10 protein-coding genes are annotated in these 13,232 nt (G+C 63.6%); 7 read left to right on the top strand and 3 right to left on the bottom strand.

Annotation, left to right across the window (positions count from 1 at the left end):
* Positions 1–368, top strand: a 368-nt coding sequence (locus NKJ17_RS02080) for an ABC transporter permease subunit (RefSeq protein ID WP_352686640.1), incomplete at its 5' end; no start/stop codon positions are given.
* A gap of 33 nt (positions 369–401) precedes the next feature.
* Positions 402–1,403 (top strand): Ldh family oxidoreductase, encoded by a 1,002-nt coding sequence (locus tag NKJ17_RS02075; protein WP_352686637.1) that lies wholly within the window; start codon positions 402–404, stop codon positions 1,401–1,403.
* 54 nt (positions 1,404–1,457) lie between these two features.
* Here NKJ17_RS02075 and NKJ17_RS02070 read toward each other — a convergent pair whose 3' ends face one another.
* The gene (locus tag NKJ17_RS02070) at positions 1,458–1,727 is read right to left on the bottom strand and encodes a hypothetical protein (protein WP_352505873.1); all 270 of its coding nucleotides are present in this window, start codon (positions 1,725–1,727) and stop codon (positions 1,458–1,460) included.
* 243 nt (positions 1,728–1,970) lie between these two features.
* On the opposite strand from NKJ17_RS02070, the gene NKJ17_RS02065 reads away from it, so the two are divergent.
* Positions 1,971–2,945: a complex I NDUFA9 subunit family protein gene (locus NKJ17_RS02065; protein WP_352505874.1), complete on the top strand. Its 975-nt coding sequence runs from the start codon at positions 1,971–1,973 to the stop codon at positions 2,943–2,945.
* Between the two features lie 21 nt (positions 2,946–2,966).
* Here the strand turns inward: NKJ17_RS02065 and NKJ17_RS02060 are convergent, their stop codons facing one another.
* Entirely contained in the window at positions 2,967–4,340 is a 1,374-nt protein-coding gene (locus NKJ17_RS02060) for a cytochrome P450 (protein ID WP_352505875.1), read from the bottom strand.
* Positions 4,341–4,525: 185 nt separating this feature from the next.
* On the opposite strand from NKJ17_RS02060, the gene NKJ17_RS02055 reads away from it, so the two are divergent.
* The 4 genes from NKJ17_RS02055 to NKJ17_RS02040 all read left to right on the top strand — a co-directional run bounded on the left by NKJ17_RS02055 (position 4,526) and on the right by NKJ17_RS02040 (position 11,601).
* Positions 4,526–5,095, top strand: a complete 570-nt coding sequence (locus NKJ17_RS02055) for an NADPH-dependent FMN reductase (RefSeq protein WP_352505876.1) — start codon at positions 4,526–4,528, stop codon at positions 5,093–5,095.
* A gap of 58 nt (positions 5,096–5,153) precedes the next feature.
* Positions 5,154–7,820: a caspase family protein gene (locus NKJ17_RS02050; protein ID WP_352686632.1), complete on the top strand. Its 2,667-nt coding sequence runs from the start codon at positions 5,154–5,156 to the stop codon at positions 7,818–7,820.
* A gap of 146 nt (positions 7,821–7,966) precedes the next feature.
* On the top strand, positions 7,967–10,438 hold the full coding sequence (gene gyrB, locus NKJ17_RS02045; RefSeq protein WP_352505878.1) for a DNA topoisomerase (ATP-hydrolyzing) subunit B: 2,472 nt from the start codon (positions 7,967–7,969) through the stop codon (positions 10,436–10,438).
* 245 nt (positions 10,439–10,683) lie between these two features.
* Positions 10,684–11,601, top strand: coding sequence for a hypothetical protein (locus tag NKJ17_RS02040; protein ID WP_352480094.1), 918 nt, complete (start codon positions 10,684–10,686; stop codon positions 11,599–11,601).
* 95 nt (positions 11,602–11,696) lie between these two features.
* Here NKJ17_RS02040 and NKJ17_RS02035 read toward each other — a convergent pair whose 3' ends face one another.
* Positions 11,697–13,217 (bottom strand): hypothetical protein, encoded by a 1,521-nt coding sequence (locus NKJ17_RS02035; protein WP_352505879.1) that lies wholly within the window; start codon positions 13,215–13,217, stop codon positions 11,697–11,699.
* Positions 13,218–13,232 lie beyond the last annotated feature (15 nt).

Genomic DNA, 13,232 nt, shown 5'->3' with positions numbered 1-13,232 from the left:
CGTATGCCGGCTATGAAGGCGAAGTAATGCGTGGCGCCTTCGCCGGGGTACCGCTTGGCCAACTCGAAGCGGCCCGCGCTTTCGGCATGAGCCGTTGGAAAATCTTCAGGCGCATATGGCTCCCGCAGGCGATCAGCCGGGCACTGCCGACGCTGGCGGGTGAAACTGTTCTCCAGCTGAAAGCGACACCGCTGGTGGCAACGATAACTATGGTCGACATCTATGCCGTAGCTTCGCGGGTGCGCCAGGATCTATTCATCACCTACGAACCCTTGCTGCTTCTGGCGTTGGTCTATATGTCCATCACCGGTATCCTGGTGTTCGGTTTCCGCAGGCTCGAGGCGCGGATCCCGAGCAAGCTAGGCTAAAGCTGTTAAAGTCGCGAATTCAGGGCAGCTGCCATGCAACTCAGTCTCGACCAGGCGACAGGGCTGTGCCGGATGGCCGCACTTGGCGCCGGCGCCAACGAAGAGGCGGCGCAGTCGCTGGCTGCCTCGATCGTCGCGGCCGAGGCTGAAGGACTGTCGACAGTCGGACTGTCGCACTTCATCGATTATCTCGAAGCACTGGAAGCCGGCCGTATTGACGGCAACGCCGATCCGGTGATCACCAGGCCGGCGCTCGCGGTCTATCTTTCCGATGCGCGCGGCGGCTTAGCGCATACCGGTTTCGACCGCACGATCGATGACCTCGCCAAGGCGGCGCGGCTGTTCGGCGTCGCCATCTTTTCGCAGAAGAATGCTTATACCTGCGGCGCGCTCGGCTATTTCACCGGACGGCTGGCCGCGCAGGGATTGGTGTCGTTCGCCGCCACCAACGGCCCGGCCGTGCTTGCCGGCTCGGGCTCGGTCAAGCCGGTCTACTGCACCAACCCGATGTCCTTTGCCGCACCCACCACGGACGGGGCGCCGCTGGTCATCGACCAGTCGTCGAGCGCCACTGCCTTCGTCAACATCCGCAAGGCGGCCGAGGACGGCAAGAAGATCCCCGAAGGCTGGGCACTGGACGCCAGCGGCAATCCAACCACGGACCCGGCAGCCGCCATGAAAGGCGCCATGCTTGCCTTCGGCGGCCAGCGCGGCGCCAACATCGCGCTGATGGTCGAGGTGCTGGCTGCGGGCCTGTCGGGCGCCAACTGGTCGCTCGATGCGCCATGGTTCAGCGGCGGGCCGGACAGTCCGGGGACCGGCCTGTTCGTGCTCGCCGTCGAGCCCAAGCTGCTCGATCCGAACTTCGAGAAACGGATGAAGGACCAACTCGACAGGTTGCGGCGGCGCTATGGCGTGCATGTGCCGGGGCGTGCCCGGGCAGAAGCGGCAGAGAAGGCGGCGGCGCGCGGCATAAGCGCGCCGAAAGCCGTGGTGCAACGCATTTCCGAATTCGCCGCGCGCTATTCGTCCTAAAGAAATTCGTTTGTACGATGAGCGGCAGAGGCCGGCCGATCCGGGAGCGCGAGCCTACTTCCCGCAATGATGATCGTTGATGACGTTCACCGCATTCGCGTCCGGTCCTACCCTGTTGTAGGAGCAGGGTTCGGCGGCCGTCGTGAACAGGGGGTTGTCATAGTAGCGCGGGCCACCGAACAGAATGTCGATGATGTCGCCGTTGGCGGGAACGTAGCGTTCGGGTTGCGCTTGGTGATGCCGGTTTGCCGCGAATGCCGGGGCACCAATGCTGCAGCCTGTTACGAAAGCCAGAGCGAAGATCGCAACGCGTTTTGTCGTCATCGGCAATATCCTCCATTCGGAATCAAACCATACATCTAAAATCGCCTAGCGAACAAAGGTTCCTGTTCCTAATGGAGTTGCCGTAAAGCCGGGCCTCGACGGCGTTTTCTGCCATTTCGAACGGATCCGGAAAATCATGCTTCAACAGTGCCGGGCGACCTATGGTCGCCCTTTGCCTTTGGCGCGAAACCGACTATGAAACGGCTTCAATCAAGCCATCTGGATAGCCCGCCGGAGCCAGCCATGACCGAAATCCTTCAGACCCCAAAGCTCGTCGTCGTTTTCGGCGGCTCCGGCTTTGTCGGTCGTCATGTCGTGCGGGCGCTGGCCAAGCGCGGCTACCGCATCCGGGTCGCCTGCCGCCGGCCCGATCTCGCCGGTCATTTGCAACCGCTTGGCAATGTCGGGCAGATCCAGCCGGTGCAGGCCAATGTCCGGGTGCGCTGGTCGGTCGACCGCGCCGTGCAAGGCGCCGACCATGTCGTCAATCTGGTGGCGATCGCGCATGAGGCCGGCCGGCAGAAATTTACTGCCGTCCACGAGTTCGGCGCGCGCGCTATTGCCGAAGCGGCGCGCGCCGTCGGCGCCGGCCTCACCCACATCTCGGCTCTGGGAGCGGAGCTCCACGCGCAATCGGACTACGCGCGGACCAAGGCGCTCGGCGAAAAGGCCGTTCTTGAGACGGTCCAAGACGCCGTGATCTTGCGGCCATCGATCAATTTCGGGCCGGAGGACGGTTTCTTCAACCGCTTTGCCAACATGGCCCGCTTTTCCCCAGTGCTGCCGCTGATCGGCGGCGGGCAGACGAAATTCCAGCCGGTCTATGTCGGCGACGTCGCCGAGGCGGTGGCGCACTCGGTCGACGGCAAGGTCCAGGGCGGCCGGATCTATGAACTCGGCGGGCCGCAGGTGCTTACCTTCAAGGAATGCATGCAAGAGCTGCTCGTCATCATCGAACGCAGGCGGTTTTTGCTGCCCGTGCCATGGTGGCTGGCGAACCTCCAGGCATCAATTCTCGGGCTGCTGCCCAATCCATTGTTGACCAAGGACCAGGTCCTGCTGTTGCGCCAGCACAATGTCGTGTCGGATGACGCCGTCAAGGACAACAGGACGCTTGCCGGCCTCGGTATCCAGCCGCGTTCGATCGGAACCATCCTGCCAAGCTATCTCTGGCGCTACCGCGCCGCCGGCCAGTTCCAACGCAAGTCCGCCGCATAACACGAACGGACGTCCGGTTGCCTACGGCGCGCGCCTGGTAACCTGCATCGGCAGCCCGCCTTGCGGCTGCGTCGTCAGCTTCTGCACCGGCCAGGGTCGGGTTTGCGCGGTGGTATCGAAACGATAACGCGAAAGCATGATCGCCAACGCGATGATTGCCTCCTGCATGGCAAAGCTGGCGCCGATGCAGACGCGAGGCCCGGCGCCGAACGGCAAATACTGGAAACGGTCGATCTTTTCACGATTCCCCGGATGGAAGCGTTCCGGCATGAAAGCGTCCGGCCGGTCCCACAATTTCCGATGGCGGTGGACGACCCACGGCATCACCAGCACCGCGGCACGCCGCGGTATGTAGAGGCCGTTCCAGGTTTCGGGCTCGATCGGTTCGCGGTTGATCGATGGCGCCGGCGGATAGAGCCTGAGCGCCTCTTCGAAGGCGGCACGGGTGAGCGGCATGGCGTCGAGCCATTTCGTCGGGTCGGGCTCACGCGCCAGCACCGCATCGATCTCGTGCTCGATCTTTTCGCGCTCCCACGGCGCTTCGGCAAGGCAGTAGAGCGTCCAGCCGAGCGCCCTGGCCGTAGTCTCGTGGCCAGCGCCGATGAAGGTGATGATGTTGTCCTCGACTTCGGACCGGGTTAGCCCGCCCGGTCCCTCCGCCCTCAACAGCAGCGTAAGAAAATCCTGCGGCACCGTGTCCGGAGCACGCCTCAACCGCGCCTCGCGCATCTGCACCGTGTCGGTGACGATCTTGCGGAAGTAGGCCATGGTCTTGCGGCCGCGGATGCGGGTCAGGCGCGGCAGCCAGTCGGGTGCCCGCAACAGGTCGAGTGGATCGACCCGACCCATCGTCTCGAACAGGCGGTCGATCTCCTTGGCAAAGCTGCCCGGCTCGCCTGAAATCTCACCGGAAAACAGCGTCTCGGCCAGGATGTCAAAGGTAAGCAGCGTCATGTCGTGAGCGACGTCGAACGTACCGCCGCCCTCGTAGCGCATGACGAACTCCCGCGTGCGTTTCAGCATCGGCTCGGCGAAACCGAAGATATGGCGCGGCGTGAACACTGGCGCCATCGCCTTGCGTGAACGCCTCCACACCTCGCCCTCGGCGGTCAGCAGGCCGTCGCGCAGGATCGGCCGCAGGATCAGCTGGCGAACCGTCGCCATCTTGTAGTTCTTGGCGTTATCGACGAGCACATGGCGAATGAGACCGGGATCGTTGGCGATGACCAGCGGCCCACCGATACCGGTCACCGAAATCCAGGGCTCGTTATAGGTCGGCTCGCCCCACAGCTCGAGCGGATTGCGGTAGACGATGCGGATCATCTCCAGCGTCGAGGGCGGCGCTGTGCGCGGCTTCGGCGCCGGCGGGACGAAGGGGACGGGCTGACTGTCCATGGCTTGCTCCGCTGACACCTCAATGTAGTGGCGGGCAAGGCAGGCGTCCATGTGACTGGACGACAAGGCGAAGCATCCGCTCTCTGGAATGTGACCAGGGCACCGGAAATTGCCTGCTTGCTGTGTCCGGCTGCGTGTCTTAGGTGGCAGCACCACAGATGTCAGAAACCGGCAGGAGCCCCGCTTTGAAGCACCAGTTGAACGTCATCATCGGCAGCACGCGGCCGGGCCGCGCCGGACCGGTTTTCGCAAAGTGGCTGGAAAGCTTTGCGCGCGAACACGGCAAATTCGAGCCATTGCTCACCGATATCGCCGCCTTCAACCTGCCGGTGCTGGACGAGCCGCATCATCCGAGACTCGGCAAATACGAAAACAGCCACACGAAAGCCTGGTCGAAAGCAATCGACGCCGCCGACGCATTCGTCTTCGTAGCGCCGGAATACAATTATTTCGCCGCTCCGGCGATCGTCAACGCGGTCGACTACCTGCTCAGGGAATGGCGATACAAGCCGGCCGCCATCCTCAGCTATGGCGGTGTCTCCGGCGGCTTGCGAGCGGCGCAGGCAGTCAAACCGTTGCTGACCTCCGTCGGCGTCATGCCGATCCCGGAAGGCGTGGCGCTGCCGATGTACCAGAAGCTGCTCGACGAGACCGGCGCCTTCCTGCCCAGCGAGCAGGTGCTCGGCGGGGCCAGGACCATGCTGGACGAGTTGTTCCGCTGGAGCGAAGCGCTGAAGCCGATGCGGGTCGGCTGACAACGCGAACGGCCGCGCTTGCCGATGCCATAACTTGCTCATGCCATAAAGAGATGGAATGCTCCGGCAAACGACCGGGCCGGGGCGGTTCGATTTGCGTCTTCTGTTTGCCTTGCTGCTGATCCTCTCGACGGCCTCCGCTGCCGTGGCGGAGCGGCGCGTTGCGCTGGTCATCGCCGAGAACGACTACCGGCTGATCCGGCCGCTCGCCAATCCCGTCAACGACGGCGAGGTGATGGAAACGGTGCTGAGGAAGCTCGGCTTTGAGGTCTTCCTCGAAACCAACCGCGACCTGCGGCGCATGCGCCGGGCGCTCGACGATTTCCGCGAGGATGCCAAAGGCGCCGACGTGGTACTGGTGTTCTTTTCCGGCCACGGGGTCGAGATCGCCGGCGAGAATCGGCTCCTGCCGGTCGATGCAGACGCGTCGTCGCTCGATGCGCTGGAAAGGACCAGCCTGCCGCTGGAGCAGATCCGCACGACCGTCGCCGCCACCAGCAAGGTCGGGCTGATCGTGCTCGATGCCTGCCGCAGCGATCCGTTTGCGGCTACGGGCGGCGAAGGCCGCGGCGCAACGGCGCTTGCAAAAGAGGTCGGCGTCAAGGTCCGGCCGGGTCTTGGCCGCGTCGGGCGGGCAGAAAACATTCTGTTTGCCTTCTCGGCAGCGCCCGGCGAGACCGCCGCGGATGGGACCGGCCAGAATTCGCCGTTCACCGCGGCGTTGACGAAATATCTCGGCACCGATGGACTCGAGATCCGCTCCGTGCTGACGCTCGTGCAGCAGGAGGTCTACGACCTCTCGCGCGGCAAGCAATTGCCCTATGTCGAGAGCGGCCTGCCGCAGCTGTTCTTTGCCACGACAGCCAAGGAGAAACTGCCCGAGCGCGAACGCCTGTTGCTTGCCATGGCCGAGGTGACGCCTCAGATGCGCGGCGAGGTGGAGAAGATCGCCAGTGACGCCGACATGCCGCTGGCACCGCTCTATGGCGCGTTGATCAGTTCCGATACCGGCCACCTCTCCGCTGACAGTCTGAACGCCAGGCTGCGTGAGGCAGCCGACGCCTTCGTCAAGGTGCGGAGCGAAATGCAGACGCTTGGATCCGACGATCTGCGGGTGGCAGCGTTGCGCCGGCAGGCCGAAGAGCAGCTTTCGCTGGGAGCGTTCGATGCGGCGCGCAAAAAGCTCGCCGAGGCAGCCGAGATCGATAATGTCTCTCGCAACGCTCTGAAGGCCAATTTCGTCAGCCGCACGCTCTCCGAGGCCGCAACGCGCTATCTGTCCGGCGGGGCGGCGCGGGCCGACCTCGACTACGCCACAGCCATCAAGGACTATGAATCCGTGCTCGCGCTTTATGGCGAAGCCGGACGGGTGGTGCTGTCGCTCGACGATGCCGACCGCTTGATCCGCACGCTGGACGAGCTGGGCAAACTCTATACCACGGTTGGCAATATCGATGCGGCCGGCCGCGCCTTCGAGACGCTGCAAGCCGATCTCGAACGGCGGTCGCATCATGAAACCGATCCCAACGTGAAACGCGACTTCGCCGTCAGTCACGTCAAGCTCGGCAATGTGCGGATGGCACAAGGCAATCTGCCGACAGCGCTGCAAAACTATGAGGCGGCCAAGACCATTCTGCAGGGCCTGACCGAGGCAGAACCGGACAATCTGGAGTGGTTCGGCGACCTCGCCATGGCCGACGACAAGATCGGTAACGTACTGGCGACGCAAGGCGATCTGGCCGGCGCCGCAGAGGTCTACCAGGAAAGTCTGTCGATCAAGAAACAGCTCGCCGCCGGAGAGCCCGACCGTGCCGAACTGCAGCGCGACCTGACCATCACCTACGATGAGATCGGTCACCTTGCCCATGTCGCAGGCCAACTGGATAACGCACAGGCGGCCTATGAAGAGAGCCTGAAGGTGCGGCTGGCGCTGGCGGCGGACAAACCGGGAGACGCCGACCGGCAGCGTGACGTCTCGGTCAGCCACGATACGATAGGCGACCTGCTGCGCGAACGCGGCGACGCCGCCGGGGCGCTGGCGGCTTACAGGGAAGGCCTCGCGATCGTCAAGCAACTGGCGAAACGCGATCCGGACGACACCGAGCTGAAACGCGACCTGTCGGTCGGCAACGCCAAGATCGGCAATGCGCTGAGCGACCAGCAGAATTGGCCGGCGGCACTTTCGGCTTATCGTGAGGCACTTTCGCAGGCCAGCGCGCTCGCCGTCGGCGACCCGAACAACACCGAATGGCAGCGCGACCCGTCCGTCTGCCTCGAGAAAGTCGCCGGCGTCCTGGCGATACAGGGCGACCACAAAGGCGCGCTGAAAGCCTATCTGGACAGCTACGCGATTGCGCAGCGGCTGGCCAAGCTCGATCCGGCCAATTCCGACTGGCAGCGTGACTTGTCGATAACGCTGTCCGAAGTCGCCACCCTGCGCCTAAAGCAGCGCGACCTCAGCGGAGCCCGGCAAGCCTATCAGGACAGCCTGGCCATTCGCGAGAAACTTGCCCGGGCCGATCCGGACAACGCCACCTGGCAGCGCGACCTGGTGGTCGCCTATATCGACTACGCGCAAGTCGCTAAGGATCCGAAAGCCGTGCTTTCCAAGGCGCTCGACATGACGCTCGAGCTCGACCGAAGCGGGCGGTTGGCGCCGCGATACAAATTCATGATCAAGTTCCTGCGTCAGCGGCTGGCCAGGATCGAAGCCAAGCGCCAGTAGCCGGCCGACGCGACCGTCATTCCGTCCGGAAATGCCTGCAAACCTTGGAAAAACCGCCTTTTGCGCCTATATCTACGACATTAGAAATGCGCGATTCGAAGCCGATTTTTCGCGCTCTGCACACGGCATCAATCAGACAGGTTTTCATGAGCGAACAGACCGACATCGCCAACGGCGTTGAAGCCGAATACGGCGCCGATTCCATCAAGGTTTTGAAGGGCTTGGATGCCGTTCGCAAGCGGCCGGGCATGTATATCGGCGATACCGACGACGGCTCGGGCCTGCACCACATGGTCTATGAAGTCGTCGACAACGCCATCGACGAAGCCCTGGCCGGCCATGCCGACCTGGTCACGGTGACGCTCAATCCGGACGGATCGGTGACGGTCACCGACAATGGCCGCGGCATTCCGACCGATATCCACACCGGCGAAGGCATTTCGGCGGCCGAAGTGATCATGACGCAGCTGCATGCCGGCGGCAAGTTCGACCAGAACTCCTACAAGGTGTCGGGCGGCCTGCACGGCGTCGGCGTGTCGGTCGTCAACGCACTGTCGGCCTGGCTGAAACTGAAGATCCGCCGCAACGGCCAGATCTACGAGATGAGCTTCACGCATGGCAATGCCGACGCGCCGCTGCGCGTTACCGGCAGTTATGAACAAGACAAGCTCCCCGGCACCTATGAAGGCCGCAGCGGCAGCGAAATCACGTTTTTGCCGTCGTCCGAAACCTTCACCATGGTCGAATTCGACTACGGTACGCTGGAGCATCGGCTGCGCGAACTCGCCTTCCTGAACTCCGGCGTGCGCATCGTTTTGACCGATGCCCGCCATGCCGACATCGTGCGCCATGAATTGCACTACGATGGCGGCCTCGAAGAGTTCGTCCGATATCTCGACCGGACGAAAAAGCCGTTGCTCGACAAGCCGATATCGATCCGCGCCGAGCGCGACGGCATCACGGTCGAAGTCGCCATGTGGTGGAACGACAGCTACCACGAGAACGTGCTGGCCTTCACCAATAACATCCCGCAACGCGACGGCGGCACGCATCTGGCAGGCTTTCGCGGTGCGCTGACACGCCAGATAACCGGCTATGGCGACTCTTCGGGCCTGACCAAGAAGGAAAAGGTGGCGCTGATCGGCGACGATTGCCGTGAAGGGCTGACGGCGGTGCTGTCAGTCAAGGTTCCCGACCCGAAATTCTCCTCGCAGACCAAGGACAAGCTGGTGTCGTCCGAGGTCCGTCCGGTGGTCGAAGGGCTGGTCAACGAAGCGCTCGGCACCTGGCTGGAGGAGCACCCGACCGAGGGCAAGGCGGTCATCGAGAAGGTCATCCAGGCCGCGGCCGCGCGTGAAGCCGCGCGCAAGGCACGCGACATTACCCGCAAGAGTTCGCTCGGCGTCACCTCGCTGCCCGGCAAGCTGGCCGATTGCCAGGAGCGCGATCCGGCAAAATCGGAGATCTTCATCGTCGAGGGCGACAGCGCCGGCGGCTCGGCCAAGGGCGGCCGTTCGCGCCAGAACCAGGCCATTCTTCCGCTGCGCGGCAAGATCCTCAATGTCGAGCGCGCCCGCTTCGACCGTATGCTCGGCTCCGACATGATCGGCACGCTGATCACTGCGCTCGGCACCTCGATCGGCAAGGACGAGTTCAATGCCGACAAGCTGCGATACCACAAGATCATCCTGATGACCGACGCCGATGTCGACGGCGCCCACATCCGCACCTTGCTGCTGACCTTCTTCTTTCGCCAGATGCCGGAACTGATCGAACGCGGTCATCTCTACATCGCGCAGCCGCCGCTCTATAAGGTGACGCGCGGGAAGAGCTCGCAATACATCAAGGACGAAGCCGCCTTCGAGGAATTCCTGATCGGCTCCGGGCTGGAAGAAGCGTCGCTTGCGCTCAGCACGGGCGAGGTGCGGGCCGGGCAGGACCTGCGCAGTGCCATCGACGACGCCTTGGCTGTCCGCCAGCTCATCAACGGATTGCACACCCGCTATAACAGAGGCGTGGTCGAGCAGGCAGCGATTGCCGGCGCGCTCAACCCGGAGATCTTCACCGACCTCGGCCGCGCCAATGAGACGGCCGAGCGTGTTGCCCGCCGTCTCGACATTATCGCCGAGGACACCGAGCGCGGCTGGATCGGCCGCATGTCGACCTCGAACGAGGGCATTGGCGGCTATGTCTTCGAGCGAACGGTGCGCAGCGTCAAGGAGTTCGCACATCTCGACCTGGCGCTGATCAATTCCGCCGACGCACGCCAGCTCGACCGCTATGCGCCGCGTCTGGCGGAAATCTATGGCGAGCCGCCGGTGCTGCGCCGCAAGGATGTCTCGGAAACCATTTCGGGGCCGCTGGCACTGCTCAATGCCGTGTTTGCCACCGGCCGCAAGGGCCTCACCATGCAGCGCTACAAGGGCCTTGGCGAAATGAACGCCGAGCAGCTCTGGGAAACGACGCTTGACCCGAATGTGCGCTCGCTCTTGCAGGTCAAGGTCAATGACGCAACGGATGCGGACAGCTTGTTTTCGCGGCTGATGGGCGACGAGGTCGAGCCCAGGCGCGAATTCATCCAGGAAAACGCGCTGTCGGTCGCCAATCTGGACATCTGAGCCACGATCTCAGATACCCAGCCAGCAGGCATGAAGTGCATTGGTGCGCCTTGGCGCACCGATGCCGACTGTTGCAAGCAACAGAGATCAGCAGGACCGCCGGAACGGAAAGGCTTTCAAGGCATTGTAGTTGATCACAATCGCCGCAGGAGGCATCCATGGGACGTGGCATTTTGCTCTGGCTTCTCGGAGTCCCGATTCCGATCATTATTCTGATCATGCTGTTTGCAAGGTAGGGGGCTTCGATGCCGTCCACCCTAACGACTGCCGACGTTTCCGCACCGACGGAATCCGCTTCCCCCGCTGTCAGCTGGGGGCCAATCGTCGCCGGCGCCTTTGCTGCGTCGACGCTTACCTTCATCTTGATGCTGCTCGGCTCCGGGCTTGGGCTGAGCATGGTGTCGCCATGGTCCGGCTCGGGTGCGTCAGTCACCACTTTCGCAGTTTCCACTGCCGTCTGGCTGATCGTCGTGCAGTGGTTGTCGTCGGCGCTGGGCGGCTACCTCGCCGGACGCCTGCGCACCAAATGGGTCGGCATCCACACCGATGAAGTCTTCTTCCGCGATACCGCTCACGGTTTCCTGGCCTGGGCGCTGGCGACGTTGCTCGTCGCCGGCGTGCTCGGCACGGCGCTTTCGGCCGCAATAGGCAGCGGTGTCCAGGCTGCTTCGACTGTGGCATCGGGCGCGGCAATGGGCGCTTCGGCAGGTGCTGCCGCAAACGCTGGTGGCGCCTCGACTAACGACGCCACGTCGTATTTCGTCGATACGCTGTTTCGCCCGGCCGATCCGGCAAGGCTCGCTGCCGCCAATCCGGAGAGCGACGCCGCGGCATCGGCGCAGGCATCGCGCATTCTGATCGCGAGTGCCGCAGCAGGCGAAATATCGGCCGACGACAAGACCTATCTGTCGCGGCTGGTGGCCGCCCGCACAGGCCTGTCCGAAGCGGATGCCACCGCTCGCGTCGATGCAGTAATCGCCAGAGCGCAGGAGGCCAAGGTCAAGGCGCAGCAGGCGGCCGACACCGCCAGAAAGGCAGGCGCCACCTTCTCGCTGATTGGCGCGCTGTCGCTGGTCATCGGCGCCTTCATTGCCAGTGCGGCCGCAGCACTTGGCGGCAGGCAGCGCGACGACGAGGAAGCAATTTTCCTGACCAATCGTTGATCGGTGACTAGGCGAACTCGGTCCGCTTCGGGAAGATTACGCCCGAAGCGGACCCTTGCCTTGAAGTGCCGCCGCGGCATTGTCGTGCTCACCGCCTACAGCTCAGCTTCCAGTTTGCGGCCGAGATCGACCGCATCGCGCAGCACGGCAAGGTGCGAGCGCGGCCGTGCGCCGACCGGCGCATTGACTTCGACGCCGCTCGCCGTCAGCGACCAATAGAGCCTGTGCGTGAAGACGCGGCCAAGCGAGCCGCGCAGCTCGACCTGGATGTTTTCCACGCCGGGACCGAAGTTTTCCGTCATCCGCCCTGAGATCGGGTCGCCGGTCAGCCAGCCATTGCCCCTGTCGAAAATATTGGTCCAGCGCGTTGCGGCAAACACCGCGCCATGATGCACCGCCCGCTGCGGCTTGCCGGAATGGCTGCGCCCTTCCTGGTAGAGCATGGTCCCGCCCGCCGCCCTGTCGGCGATCGGCGGGCATGCCGAAAACAGGCGCTCGGCGATGCCGCGCCTGAATTCGGCGAGGTTGTAGGTCACCAGGAACTCGCTGTGGGTCAGCGGACTGCCGAGCGTGACGAAATCGCTGATCTTCCACGGCAGCGGATGATCGGCGTCGCCGACGCGAAGCTGCCGGTAGAGCTCCCATTGGTGGCGCCGGAATGCGGGGAGATCATTGAGGCTGTCGGGCCAGGCGGAGGCATCGGCGGCCAGCGTCGCCTTGTCGACGGCGTGGATCGCCTTCAGCCGCGCTTTGTCGCGAATGGCTTCCAGCTTTCTAGGCCTGAAATCAGCCCACAAGATCTGCAACAGATCATAGGCGATGATCGACCCGAGGCTGTGCGAGACCAGCACGATGCGATCATAGGCATCGTCCATCATGAGACGCTTCAGCAGCTTGAGGCCACGCTCGCGGACCAGCGCCCGTTTCTCGACCGTTGCCGCTTCGGCCCGCACATAGGCGGCGACGTCGCCGAAATAAGGCAAGCCAAACTGGTCCACCGACCAGATGACGAACGACGCCAGAACCGTGACAAGCACACCGGTCGTCCAGGAGATGTAGCCTTGCCAGGTCGACGTTGCGAGCGCCAGCGCCGCGCCGAGGACGACGATGGTGGCCAAAAGCGTGACGACGTAGAGTTTGCGCACATCGCGCGGAATATCGACGGGCTTGCGCCAGAGCAGGGTCGTCACCCAGGCAGCAAGGCGGCTTCGGGTCGTGCCCTGGGTGATGTCGGCCCAGTAAAGCTCGTAGAAATCGGTGCGGCGGCCATCGACATCATAGGGCGTGGTGATCCGGCGGAGTTCGTGCGAATTGGTCCGGCTGTCGGGCGTGATCCAGCTCTGGTTGATCTTCGCACCCATCGGGTCGGCCGGATCGGCGACATGGGCATAGAACGGTGCACGGGCCGGATCGTGGCTCCATACGGCCTGGACAAACTCCCTCAACGTGTCCATGGGCCGCTGCTCGCCCATGCCGTGCACGACCACTACCGCCTGGCTGCGCTTGCGTGGCGCCTTCTCTGCTGCGGTCAGATCGGCGGCCGGCGATGCAGCAGAACCAGGGTCGGGCACCAGCACCTCCACGATGACGCCGTTTGCAAGACGACGGGTCGGCATCGTAGCTTCAGAACC

It is taken from the genome of Mesorhizobium sp. M0208 (assembly GCF_040322015.1).
In the GTDB taxonomy this organism is placed as follows: Bacteria; Pseudomonadota; Alphaproteobacteria; order Rhizobiales; family Rhizobiaceae; genus Mesorhizobium.
The sequence above is the reverse complement of the archived record's forward strand: the minus strand, read 5'-3'. Positions and strand labels throughout refer to the sequence as shown.

Excerpts from the sequence above, each read along its gene's own strand:
- NKJ17_RS02040 (WP_352480094.1), top strand. The coding sequence starts at position 10,684 with ATGCCGTCCACCCTAACGACTGCCGACGTTTCCGCACCGACGGAATCC.
- NKJ17_RS02065 (WP_352505874.1), top strand. The coding sequence starts at position 1,971 with ATGACCGAAATCCTTCAGACCCCAAAGCTCGTCGTCGTTTTCGGCGGC.
- NKJ17_RS02070 (WP_352505873.1), bottom strand. The coding sequence starts at position 1,727 with ATGACGACAAAACGCGTTGCGATCTTCGCTCTGGCTTTCGTAACAGGC.
- NKJ17_RS02060 (WP_352505875.1), bottom strand. The coding sequence starts at position 4,340 with ATGGACAGTCAGCCCGTCCCCTTCGTCCCGCCGGCGCCGAAGCCGCGC.
- gyrB (WP_352505878.1), top strand. The coding sequence starts at position 7,967 with ATGAGCGAACAGACCGACATCGCCAACGGCGTTGAAGCCGAATACGGC.
- NKJ17_RS02035 (WP_352505879.1), bottom strand. The coding sequence starts at position 13,217 with ATGCCGACCCGTCGTCTTGCAAACGGCGTCATCGTGGAGGTGCTGGTG.
- NKJ17_RS02050 (WP_352686632.1), top strand. The coding sequence starts at position 5,154 with ATGCTCCGGCAAACGACCGGGCCGGGGCGGTTCGATTTGCGTCTTCTG.
- NKJ17_RS02075 (WP_352686637.1), top strand. The coding sequence starts at position 402 with ATGCAACTCAGTCTCGACCAGGCGACAGGGCTGTGCCGGATGGCCGCA.